This is a genomic window from Klebsiella sp. OBRC7, assembly GCF_000293135.1.
GTDB classification, from domain to species: Bacteria; Pseudomonadota; Gammaproteobacteria; order Enterobacterales; family Enterobacteriaceae; genus Klebsiella; species Klebsiella michiganensis.
On sequence record NZ_ALNJ01000118.1, the window covers coordinates 1 to 11,222 of the forward strand.

Sequence of the window (11,222 nt, forward strand, 5' to 3'; positions counted from 1 at the left end):
AACGCCATGTCGAAGAACACGTCGTCTGAAATGAAACTCACCCCGCCTGCCGCTGGCGCGCTATCGGGGCTGAAGGGGATGAACCTCCAGGTATTCGTGATGATCGCCGCTATCGTGGCCATTATGCTGTTTTTCACCTGGACCACCGAAGGCGCCTATCTCAGCGCGCGTAATATCTCCAACCTGCTGCGTCAGACCGCTATCACCGGCATTCTCGCGGTCGGCATGGTATTTGTGATTATTTCCGCCGAGATCGACCTCTCCGTGGGCTCAATGATGGGCCTGCTCGGCGGCGCGGCGGCAATCTTTGACGTCTGGCTCGGTTGGCCGCTACCGCTGACGATTGTGGTTACCCTGGTCCTGGGTCTGCTGCTGGGGGCCTGGAACGGTTGGTGGGTTGCCTATCGTAAGGTCCCCTCGTTTATCGTGACGCTCGCCGGGATGCTGGCATTTCGCGGTATTCTGATAGGCATAACCAACGGCACCACCGTCTCTCCCACCAGCCCGGCGATGTCGCAAATCGGCCAGAGCTATCTACCTGATGGTATTGGCTTTGGTATCGGCGTGGCGGGCATGGCGGCCTTTATCATCTGGCAGTGGCGCGGCCGTATGCGACGTCAGGCTCTCGGCCTCTCCACGCCCGCCTCCGCCTCAACCGTTGGCCGCCAGACGATCACCGCCGTTATCGTGCTGGGCGCCATCTGGTTGTTAAACGACTATCGCGGCGTCCCGACGCCGGTACTGATCCTCGCCGCGCTGCTGCTGGCGGGCATGTTTATGGCCACCCGTACCGCGTTTGGGCGCCGCATCTACGCCATCGGCGGCAACCTGGAGGCCGCGCGTCTATCCGGCATCAGCGTGGAACGCACCAAGCTGGCGGTGTTCGCCATTAATGGCCTGATGGTGGCGATTGCCGGGTTGATTCTCAGCTCGCGTCTTGGCGCCGGTTCCCCTTCCGCCGGCAACATCGCCGAACTGGACGCCATCGCCGCCTGCGTAATCGGCGGTACCAGCCTCGCCGGTGGCGTCGGCAGCGTTGCGGGCGCGGTCATGGGCGCTTTTATCATGTCCGCGCTGGACAACGGCATGAGCATGATGGACGTCGCCACCTTCTGGCAGTACATCGTTAAAGGGGTCATTTTATTGCTCGCTGTATGGATGGATTCCGCCACGAAACGCCGAAGCTGAGGGCTGTGAAAAAAAATGCCCGAATTATTTGCGCTACCGCCAAACTTAGGCACAAGTAGCTTGAAAAAATCCGGGCATTGGCCGGTATTGTATGGCCTGCAAGAGAGACCAGGAACAACACTATGTTTGAAAAGCGTCACCGTATTACGCTGTTATTCAATGCCAACAAAGCCTACGATCGCCAGGTCGTTGAGGGCGTCGGCGAATATTTACAAGCATCGCAACTGGAATGGGATATCTTCATTGAGGAAGATTTTCGGGCACGAATTGAAAACATCAAGGAGTGGTTAGGCGACGGCGTTATTGCCGATTACGACGACCCGGAAATTGAAAACCTGCTGATTGACGTGAATGTGCCGATTGTCGGCGTCGGCGGCTCCTTCCACCGCCCGGAGTGCTATCCGCCCGTTCACTATATCGCCACCGACAACGCCGCGCTGGTTGAGAGCGCCTTCCTGCATCTGAAGGAAAAAGGCATTAACCGCTTCGCCTTTTACGGCCTGCCCGCTTCCAGCTGTAAAGGCTGGGCCGCCGAGCGCGAACACGCGTTTTGCCAGCTGGTCGCCAGAGAGAAATATCGCGGCGTGGTCTATCAGGGTCTCGAGACGGCGCCGGAAAACTGGCAGCACGCGCAAAACCGCCTCGCCGACTGGCTGCAAACCCTACCGCCGCAAACCGGCATCATCGCCGTTACCGATGCCCGCGCGCGCCACGTATTACAGGCCTGCGAGCGGCTGCATATCCCCGTCCCGGAAAAGCTGTGCGTTATCGGCATAGATAACGAAGAGCTTACCCGCTACCTGTCGCGCGTGGCGCTCTCCTCCGTTGCGCAGGGCACCCGTCAGATGGGCTACCAGGCGGCAAAGCTGCTGCATCGCCTGCTGGAGAATGAAGAGCTACCGCTTCAGCGTCAGCTTATCCCGCCGATGCGCGTGGTAGAGCGCCGCTCCACCGACTACCGTTCGCTCACCGATCCTTCGGTCATTCAGGCGATGCACTATATCCGTAACCACGCCTGTAAAGGGATTAAAGTTGAGCAGGTGCTGGACGCCGTGGGTATTTCCCGCTCGAATCTGGAAAAGCGCTTCAAAGAGGAAGTCGGCGAAACCATTCATACGGTGATCCACAGCGAGAAGCTGGAAAAAGCGCGCAGTCTGCTGGTATCAACCACCCTATCGATTAACGAAATCTCCCAGATGTGCGGCTATCCGTCACTGCAGTATTTCTATTCGGTGTTTAAGAAAGAGTACGACGTGACGCCGAAGGAGTACCGCGACCGGCACAGCGAAGTCATGATGTAGCGCGCAAAGAAAAATGCCCGGGCTTACGCACCGGGCATCAATGATGACATGTAAGAGCAATTACATGTGCGCGGCTATCAACCGCTGGTTATCCTGATACATCGCGAAGAGATAGTTGTTATAGCTCGACCCTTTGGTCGAATAGCCCTTCAGCTTATGAATCATCGTGCTGGCGGTCACTTCCTGATCGGCTTTACGCAGCTGCGCACGCGATTTACGGAACGACGAGTAGGCCGGATGCGTATTCAGATTTCGGACATAGGCCTGAACGGACTCTTCCACCGAATCAAACTGGGAGTAGCCCTTCACCGCACCGCGGCAGTTTCCACCGCCACACTTCATACCAAATAAATTGTTGTTCACCCGCGCCAGCTTTGACGTTCCCCAGCCGCTTTCCGCCGCTGCCATGGTAGCGACCATGCTATTCGGGATAATGTCGACGCGCTCAAGCAGCGAGTTCCATGGAATATGGCGAGTATTGCCGGACCACTTCACTTTATAGCGAGAGGCGATCTCTTTCAGCCGCGTACGCTCGCTCGGCGACCAGCGCGCATCGTACTGCTTGGAAACAAGCCAGTTACGATCGGCGGTAATCACCTGATTCTGTTTCGTAATGTAAGGCATTACCGTCCGGAGAAACGCTTTTTTCCTTGGTGTCCCGGAAGGGTATTTTCGCAAATCAGGAAGTGAACTGCTCTTTACACTATTGCGAGAATACTCTTGTTTACTGCTTACCTTGCTTACTTTTACGGTGCTTTTCTTCTTAACTATTGGGGCTTTATGACTCGTTGTTGCTGTGTGTGTTGTTGCCAGCACACTACCTGAAAATATGCAGGTAAGTAACATGAGTATCGCGGCCCCATATCGTCGAATGGGAGTCGATATCATTAGGTCTCCTGGTCGGATGCAATCATTCCAACGCCTTGTTTTTCACAAAAAATCGATAGTTGAATCGCGAATAGTATCAAAAATACCCAGATGACGCACCCACAGAAATAGTCCAATTCCGAAAAGCTGTCATCTGAAATCGGTTTCCGCCCCATGACAACAGTACAAAAATGCGACAACCCTCGCATTTTTTGCTTGTTTTTTGAACGCGATCACTCACCCTTTTTCATCCTCCCTGGAAAAGCGCCGGTGGGATGAGTTCATTAGGCAGCCAGACGCGCAAACTGAACAAAAAACCGCACACAGGACTCCGGAATGAAACTCGCTGCGCTTGCGTCGCTGCTGTTGCCTGGGATGGCCTTCGCCGCCTGGACTACCGCAGATTTCCCCGCCTTTACCGAAGAAGGCACCGGCAGATTTATCAGTCAAAACGAGGTAGCAAAGGGTACGCGCCCTCTGCGGATTAATTTTGACCAACAGTGCTGGCAGCCTGCCGGCGCGATCAAGCTCAACCAGATGCTGTCTATGGAGCCTTGCCGGGATCCGGCGCCGCAGTGGCGCGTATTCCGCGATGGCCGCTATACCCTGGAAGTCGATACCCGTTCAGGTACGCCAACCATGATGGTCTCTCTGGAGGAGAAACAGACCGCCGCCGCCGCGCCGCAGATGAAGCAGTGTCCGAAATGGGATGGCAAGCCGCTCACCATTGACGTCAGCAAATCCTTCGCCGAAGGCAGTAAAGTTCGCGATTTCTACAGCGGTAATATCGCGACCGTCAGCGGCGGTAAAGTTACCCTCCAGCCGGCGTTTAACAGCAATGGTCTGCTGCTGCTTGAACGCGCGGAAACGGAAGCCGCCGCGCCGTTCAACTGGCATAACGCCACCGTCTATTTCGTGCTGACCGATCGCTTTGTCAACGGCAACCCGGCCAACGACAATAGCTATGGCCGCCATAAAGACGGCATGCAGGAAATTGGCACCTTCCACGGCGGCGATCTGCAGGGCCTGACCAGCAAACTGGATTACATCCAGCAGCTCGGCGTTAACGCGCTATGGATCAGTTCGCCGCTGGAACAAATCCACGGCTGGGTCGGCGGCGGTACGAAAGGCGATTTCCCGCACTACGCCTATCACGGCTATTACACCCAGGACTGGACGAAGCTGGATGCCAATATGGGAACGGAAGACGATCTGCGCCGCCTCGTCGATGAGGCCCACAAGCGCGGGATCCGCATTCTGTTCGACGTGGTGATGAACCATACCGGCTACGCGACCCTGGCCGATATGCAGGAGTTTCAGTTTGGCTCGCTGTACATCCAGGGCGACGAGCTGAAAAAGACCCTCGGAGAGCGCTGGACCGACTGGAAGCCCCGCGCGGGACAAAGCTGGCACAGCTTTAACGACTACATTAACTTCAGCGACAAAGCCGGTTGGGAAAAATGGTGGGGTAAAAAGTGGATCCGCACCGATATTGGCGATTACGACAACCCCGGATTTGATGACCTGACGATGTCGCTGGCCTTCCTGCCGGATCTGAAAACCGAATCCACGGCGCCATCCGGCCTGCCAAACTTCTATCGCCATAAGCCGGATACCGCGGCCAAAGCGATCCCCGGCTATACGCCGCGCGATTATCTGACCCACTGGCTGAGCCAATGGGTGCGCGACTACGGCATCGACGGCTTCCGCGTCGATACCGCCAAGCACGTCGAGCAGGCCGCCTGGCTGCAGTTAAAAACCCAGGCCACTGAAGCGCTGGCGGAATGGAAAAAAGCCAATCCGGATAAAGCGCTGGATAATGCGCCGTTCTGGATGACCGGCGAGGCCTGGGGCCACGGCGTGATGCAGAGCGACTACTATCGCCACGGTTTTGACGCAATGCTGAATTTTGATTATCAGGATCAGGCGGCGAAGGCGACAAGCTGCCTGGCGAATATCGACCTGACCTGGCAGCATATGGCGGATAAGCTTCAGAATTTCAATGTGTTAAGCTATCTTTCCTCGCACGATACCAGCCTGTTCCGCGAAGGCGGCAGCACGGCGGCGGAATTGCTGCTGCTCGCGCCTGGCGCAGTGCAGATCTTCTACGGCGATGAATCCTCGCGGCCGTTCGGCCCGACCGGCTCCGATCCGCTTCAGGGGACGCGCTCAGATATGAACTGGCAGGACGTCAGCGGCAAAGCCGCGCGCAGCGTGACCCACTGGGAGAAACTGGGCCAGTTCCGCGCCCGTCATCCGGCGATTGGCATGGGTAAACAAACCACCCTATCGATGGCGAAAGGCTACGGCTTTATTCGCGAGAACGGCGATGACAAAGTGATGGTGGTATGGGCAGGTCAACAGTAGCCTTCTGACCCAAGGCTCCCCTGACACTCGGGGGAGCCTCTTCAGAACAAAAATCCAAAATTTATTCCTTTATCAGCATAAAAACAAAATATCTCACTGATACCTCGATTTGCACCCTGTCTGCGCTGGCGTTATGGTTACCCACTTTCCTGGAATACCGACAGACTAATCGCGATGACATTTTCACTTTTTGGCGACAAATTTACCCGTCATTCGGGCATCACCCGCTTGATGGAAGACCTCAATGACGGCCTGCGTACCCCGGGCGCCATCATGCTGGGCGGCGGCAATCCTGCGCAGATTCCGGAAATGAATGATTACTTCCATAGCCTGCTGGCCGACATGCTGAACAGCGGCAAAGCCCTTGATGCGCTTTGTAATTATGACGGTCCGCAGGGTAAAAGCGAGCTGCTGGCCCTGCTGGCGCAGATGCTGCGTGATGAACTGGGTTGGGAGATCGAACCACAGAATATTGCACTGACAAACGGCAGTCAGAGCGCGTTTTTCTACTTGTTTAACCTCTTCGCAGGCCGTCGCGCGGATGGAACCACCCGTAAAGTGCTGTTTCCGTTGACGCCCGAGTACATCGGCTACGCCGATGCCGGCCTTGAAGAAGATCTGTTTGTCGCTACTCGCCCGAACATTGAACTGCTGCCGGAAGGCCAGTTTAAATACCACGTGGATTTCGAACATTTGCAGGTCACGGATGAGACGGGAATGATCTGCGTTTCCCGCCCCACCAACCCAACGGGCAACGTGATCACCGACGATGAGCTGATCAAGCTGGATGCGCTGGCCAACCAGCACGGCATCCCGTTGGTGATTGATAACGCCTACGGCGTTCCGTTCCCGGGGATTATTTTCAGCGACGCCAGGCCGCTGTGGAATCCGAATATCGTGCTGTGCATGAGCCTCTCCAAGCTGGGCCTGCCGGGTAGCCGCTGCGGGATTATCATCGCTAACGAAAAAATCATCACCGCCATCAGCAATATGAACGGCATTATCAGCCTCGCCCCCGGTGGAATGGGGCCGGCCATGATGTGCGAGATGATTAAACGCAACGATCTTCTGCGCCTGTCGGAAACGGTGATTAAGCCGTTCTACTACCAGCGCGTGCAGGAGACTATCGCCATTATTCGCCGCTATTTGCCGGAAGATCGCTGCCTGATTCATAAACCGGAAGGCGCGATTTTTCTCTGGCTATGGTTTAAGGATCTGCCGATTTCTACCGAGCTGCTGTACCAGCGCCTGAAAAAGCGCGGCGTCCTGATGGTGCCGGGCGACTACTTCTTCCCGGGCCTGGATAAGCCGTGGCCGCACACGCATCAGTGCATGCGCATGAACTATGTGCCGGACCCGGAGAAGATTGAAGCAGGCGTGAAGATTCTCGCCGAAGAAGTTGAACGCGCATGGGGTGAACAGAGCGCGTAAACGGGCGCCAGAATCCTGAATAATCCAGATATATTCCCGGCTCGCGCTGCGCTCAGCCGGGCTACAGGCTTCCAGCGATCTGCGGACAGGTAGCCCAGACAAGGCGCGCCAGCGCCGCCTCCGGGAACACGCCGTAAGAAGGCATCATCGCTACATCACCAGCGCCATCCGCTGGCGACGTTCAGCGGCTATTCTCTCCAGCTCCATAGGTTCCATGCAGCGCAGCGCCTGCGTCGGGCATGCCGCCACGCAGGCCGGGCCTTCTTCACGATGGCTGCACAAATCGCACTTCAGCGCCTGTACGCCCTCCTCCACCCGTATCACCGTCATCGCGCCATAGGGGCACGCCACCATGCAGCTTTTGCAGCCGATGCAGCGGCGCTGATCCACGCGCCAGACCGAATTTTCCCGGCGGATAGCGCCCTCGGGGCAGACGTTGGCGCAGGGCGCATCTTCACACTGGCGGCAAAGCGTCGCCGTCGAGAGTTCGTCATTTTTCACCACGCGGATCCGCGGCGCAAAGCGCATGGCGGAAACGCCAGAACAGTCCTGGTCCCGCTGATGGGATACCACGCAGGCGACTTCACAGGTACGGCAGCCGATGCACTTTTGCGCATCCGCGATAATAAACCGGTTCATCCTTGCTCCACTGGGGATAAAAACGCAGAGTGCCAGAAAAAACCGCTTCCGCGCCTTGATCCTGAATGGAGTCAGCGGCGTTTTCTCTCAGATGCCCGGGACAATTTGGTCATCTGCCTTACCCTTCCCGCACGGAAAAGCCCAGTTCGCGAGAAATCGCCTCTGCCGTATCGCGCAGCGGCTTGAGTAAATTCTTCTCTCCTACCTGCTTGAGGCGCGATGTTGATAAGGAGATAGAAATGGCATAAGGCACGCGTCCATGAATATCGAAAACCGGGACAGCCAGGCACGACACGCCCAGCTCGTTCTCTTCCCTGTCCATCGCCATTTTGCGCTCGCGGATCTGCGCCAGCTCTAGATTCATGGCGGGTAACGTGGTGATGGTATTACGGGTGAGCTGCTGGATGATGTCCTGGTGCGTGTCCCAATAAGTCTCAACATAATCAGGGTGACCAAACGCCATGTAGATCTTCCCCATCGCCGAACAGTACAGCGGCATATGCTGACCAATATAAGCGCGCGTACGCAGCATGCCAGTGGTCGGCTCCAGCTTATAAATCAGGATGGCGTGGTCATCTTCACGGCTGGAGAAGTTCACCGTCTCGCCGGTGGCCAGATTGAGCGCCTCAAGATGCGGCGCCGCGACGTGGATAATATTCAGCGACGACAAAGCCTTTTGGCCAACGGCGATAAATTTTGTCGTCAGACGATAGCTCCCCGCCGCCGGGGCAGGCGTCACGTACCCGCAGGACTGCAGCCCCTGTAATAAGCGATGAACGGTACTTTTGTTCAGTCCCGCCAATTCCGACAGGTGCGCCAACGGGCAGCCGTTCGGATAGTTACTCAAAATTTCTATCAACGTCAGGCCACGAAACAGGCTCTGACTTCCTGCTGGTTTCTCTTTTTCATCGTTCAGGTTCATCAGAAATACCCCTCCTTTTCCTGGCACTCAGATGGTAGCTCAAAGTGTGTTGTAGTTCACGATCTCAACATAAAAAGCATAACATTTTGATTTTAATGATTTTTAAAAAAGTTACATATCGTTGCCTTGTTAATTTTTGATCTATATATTTGGAATCAGATTTCGCATTGTGAAATTTAGAGATAAAAAAACATACCATCATTTTTAAGAACCGACCAGGGGAGCTGGGATGAAAGTAACTTTCGCAGAGTTAAAAGAGGCCTTCTATCGTGTGCTACGGTCACGAAATATCACGGAAGAAACGGCGGACGAGTGCGCTGAAATGTTCGCCAGAACAACTGAGTCCGGAGTCTATTCCCATGGTGTTAACCGTTTTCCGCGTTTCATCCAGCAGTTAGATAACGGCGACATTATCCCTGAAGCTAAACCGCAGCGGGTGACCAGTCTCGGCGCCATCGAACAGTGGGATGCCCGGCGTTCCATCGGCAACCTGACGGCGAAAAAGATGATGGATCGGGCCATTGAGCTGGCCTCCGGGCACGGTATCGGTTTGATCGCACTGCGTAATGCCAATCACTGGATGCGCGGCGGTAGCTACGGCTGGCAGGCGGCGGAAAAAGGCTATATCGGCATTTGCTGGACCAACTCCATCGCCGTGATGCCACCCTGGGGCGCTAAAGAGTGCCGCATCGGTACCAACCCGCTGATCGTCGCCATTCCGTCGACGCCGATCACCATGGTGGATATGTCGATGTCGATGTTCTCCTACGGCATGCTGGAAGTTAACCGCCTTGCCGGCCGCGAACTGCCCGTGGATGGTGGATTCGACGATGAGGGTCATCTGACCAAAGAGCCTGGCGTAATCGAAAAAAATCGCCGCATTTTGCCAATGGGCTACTGGAAAGGCTCCGGTCTGTCCATCGTGCTGGATATGATAGCCACTCTGCTTTCTAACGGTTCCTCCGTTGCTGAAGTCACCCAGGAAAACAGCGATGAATATGGCGTTTCGCAGATCTTCATCGCCATTGAAGTGGATAAACTGATCGACGGCGCAACCCGTGATGCCAGGCTTCAACGGATTATGGATTTCGTCACCACCGCTGAACGGGCAGACGAAAACGTGGCCATTCGTCTGCCTGGTCATGAATTTACGAAACTGCTGGATGAAAATCGCCGTAACGGCATCACCATTGACGATAGCGTCTGGGCTAAAATTCAAGCGTTGTAGGGAGTTAAAATATGATCTTTGGTCATATCGCGCAGCCGAATCCATGTCATCTGCCAGACGCGATTGAGAAAGCGCTTCACTTTTTACGCACCACAGACTTTCGCACGTACGAACCCGGCGTCGTGGAGATTGATGGTAAAAATATTTACGCGCAGATCATCGATTTAACCACACGTGATGCCGCCGAAAATCGTCCCGAGGTGCATCGCCGCTATCTGGATATTCAATTTCTGGCATCGGGTGAAGAGAAAATCGGTATTGCTATTGATACCGGCAATAATGAAATAACCGAAGACTTACTAGAACAGCGCGATATTATTTTTTATCACGATAGTGAACATGAGTCGTTTATTGAAATGATACCGGGAAGTTACGCGATTTTTTTCCCGCAGGATGTTCATCGGCCAGGCTGTAATAATAATATCGCTACGCCAATCAGGAAAATAGTCATTAAAGTTGCAATAGCGGCTTTATAGAAAATTATTTTCAGGAGCACACTATGAACTCGAATAATACCGGTTACATTATCGGTGCGTACCCCTGTGCCCCCTCATTTCACCAAAAGAGTGAAGAGGAAGAGACGGAATTCTGGCGACAGCTCTCCGCTACCCCAAACATTCGTGGGCTTGAGCAGCCCTGCCTTGAACATCTTCATCCGCTCGGCGACGAGTGGTTATTGCGCCATACCCCGGGACACTGGCAGATTGTCGTTACCGCCATCATGGAAACCACGCGCCGCCGCGGTGAAAACGGCGGCTTTGGGCTGGCATCCAGCGACGAAGAGCAGCGCAAAGCCTGCGTGGAGTACTATCGTCACCTGCAGCAGAAGATCGCTAAAATCAATGATAAGACCGCCGGAAAGGTTATTGCCCTTGAGCTTCACGCCGCCCCGCTGGCGGGCAATGCCAACGTGGATCAGGCTACCGACGCCTTTGCCCGTTCATTAAAAGAGATTACCCGCTGGGACTGGTCCTGCGAGCTGGTGCTGGAGCACTGCGACGCGATGACCGGCACCGCGCCGCGCAAAGGATTTTTGCCGTTAGAAAACGTGCTGGAAGCCATTGCCGACTACGACATCAGCATCTGTATCAACTGGGCGCGCTCTGCCATTGAAGGGCAGAATAGTCGTTTGCCACTAACCCACGTGCATCAGGCCAAACGGGCAGGAAAGCTCGGTGCGCTGATGTTCTCCGGCACGACGCAGAGCGGAGAGTACGGTGAGTGGCAAGATCTCCATGCTCCATTCTCACCTTTCTGCTCGCAAAGCCTGATGACCGAG

10 protein-coding genes are annotated in these 11,222 nt (G+C 55.2%); 7 read left to right on the forward strand and 3 right to left on the reverse strand.

The genetic code is table 11. The annotated features are described in order from the left end of the window. Positions 1-6: 6 nt before the first annotated feature. Both xylH and xylR read left to right on the forward strand, forming a co-directional pair. Positions 7-1,188, forward strand: a complete 1,182-nt coding sequence (gene xylH, locus HMPREF1144_RS22855; protein WP_004855383.1) for a xylose ABC transporter permease XylH — start codon at positions 7-9, stop codon at positions 1,186-1,188. Positions 1,189-1,310: 122 nt separating this feature from the next. Beyond that, a complete protein-coding gene (xylR, locus tag HMPREF1144_RS22860) occupies positions 1,311-2,489 on the forward strand; it encodes a D-xylose utilization transcriptional activator XylR (RefSeq protein ID WP_004126484.1) in 1,179 nt (392 codons plus the stop codon). Between the two features lie 60 nt (positions 2,490-2,549). On the opposite strand, the gene HMPREF1144_RS22865 is transcribed toward xylR, so the two are convergent. Beyond that, a complete protein-coding gene (locus HMPREF1144_RS22865) occupies positions 2,550-3,377 on the reverse strand; it encodes a protein bax (protein WP_071530269.1) in 828 nt (275 codons plus the stop codon). Positions 3,378-3,692: 315 nt separating this feature from the next. Here HMPREF1144_RS22865 and HMPREF1144_RS22870 point away from each other — a divergent pair, with 315 nt between their 5' ends. Together HMPREF1144_RS22870 and avtA are read left to right on the forward strand one after the other, a co-directional pair. Next, positions 3,693-5,723 carry an alpha-amylase gene (locus tag HMPREF1144_RS22870; RefSeq protein ID WP_009654090.1) on the forward strand — a complete coding sequence of 677 codons (2,031 nt, stop codon included), beginning with the start codon at positions 3,693-3,695 and terminating at the stop codon, positions 5,721-5,723. A 174-nt stretch (positions 5,724-5,897) separates the two neighbouring features. Beyond that, complete coding sequence (gene avtA / locus HMPREF1144_RS22875; protein WP_009654089.1) at positions 5,898-7,154, forward strand: valine--pyruvate transaminase; 1,257 nt, start codon at positions 5,898-5,900, stop codon at positions 7,152-7,154. A gap of 150 nt (positions 7,155-7,304) precedes the next feature. Here avtA and HMPREF1144_RS22880 read toward each other — a convergent pair whose 3' ends face one another. Together HMPREF1144_RS22880 and yiaJ are read right to left on the reverse strand one after the other, a co-directional pair. Then, the gene (locus HMPREF1144_RS22880; RefSeq protein ID WP_009654094.1) at positions 7,305-7,793 is read right to left on the reverse strand and encodes a 4Fe-4S binding protein; all 489 of its coding nucleotides are present in this window, start codon (positions 7,791-7,793) and stop codon (positions 7,305-7,307) included. Positions 7,794-7,911: 118 nt separating this feature from the next. Next, a complete protein-coding gene (yiaJ, locus tag HMPREF1144_RS22885; RefSeq protein ID WP_004855402.1) occupies positions 7,912-8,715 on the reverse strand; it encodes an IclR family transcriptional regulator YiaJ in 804 nt (267 codons plus the stop codon). Positions 8,716-8,944: 229 nt separating this feature from the next. On the opposite strand from yiaJ, the gene yiaK reads away from it, so the two are divergent. From yiaK to HMPREF1144_RS22900, 3 genes are all read left to right on the forward strand, one after another. Continuing rightward, on the forward strand, positions 8,945-9,943 hold the full coding sequence (yiaK, locus tag HMPREF1144_RS22890) for a 3-dehydro-L-gulonate 2-dehydrogenase (protein WP_004855404.1): 999 nt from the start codon (positions 8,945-8,947) through the stop codon (positions 9,941-9,943). Between the two features lie 11 nt (positions 9,944-9,954). Continuing rightward, the gene (locus HMPREF1144_RS22895) at positions 9,955-10,419 is read left to right on the forward strand and encodes a YhcH/YjgK/YiaL family protein (protein WP_004855407.1); all 465 of its coding nucleotides are present in this window, start codon (positions 9,955-9,957) and stop codon (positions 10,417-10,419) included. A 23-nt stretch (positions 10,420-10,442) separates the two neighbouring features. Next, positions 10,443-11,222 (forward strand): DUF4862 family protein (locus tag HMPREF1144_RS22900; protein WP_009654093.1); only part of this gene is annotated, 780 nt, incomplete at its 3' end.

What these genes read in the sequence shown, in the direction of transcription:
- HMPREF1144_RS22880 (WP_009654094.1), bottom strand. Translation starts at nt 7,793, where the DNA reads ATGAACCGGTTTATTATCGCGGATGCGCAAAAGTGCATCGGCTGCCGT.
- HMPREF1144_RS22895 (WP_004855407.1), top strand. Translation starts at nt 9,955, where the DNA reads ATGATCTTTGGTCATATCGCGCAGCCGAATCCATGTCATCTGCCAGAC.
- HMPREF1144_RS22870 (WP_009654090.1), top strand. Translation starts at nt 3,693, where the DNA reads ATGAAACTCGCTGCGCTTGCGTCGCTGCTGTTGCCTGGGATGGCCTTC.
- HMPREF1144_RS22865 (WP_071530269.1), bottom strand. Translation starts at nt 3,377, where the DNA reads ATGATATCGACTCCCATTCGACGATATGGGGCCGCGATACTCATGTTA.
- yiaJ (WP_004855402.1), bottom strand. Translation starts at nt 8,715, where the DNA reads ATGAACCTGAACGATGAAAAAGAGAAACCAGCAGGAAGTCAGAGCCTG.
- xylH (WP_004855383.1), top strand. Translation starts at nt 7, where the DNA reads ATGTCGAAGAACACGTCGTCTGAAATGAAACTCACCCCGCCTGCCGCT.
- avtA (WP_009654089.1), top strand. Translation starts at nt 5,898, where the DNA reads ATGACATTTTCACTTTTTGGCGACAAATTTACCCGTCATTCGGGCATC.
- yiaK (WP_004855404.1), top strand. Translation starts at nt 8,945, where the DNA reads ATGAAAGTAACTTTCGCAGAGTTAAAAGAGGCCTTCTATCGTGTGCTA.
- xylR (WP_004126484.1), top strand. Translation starts at nt 1,311, where the DNA reads ATGTTTGAAAAGCGTCACCGTATTACGCTGTTATTCAATGCCAACAAA.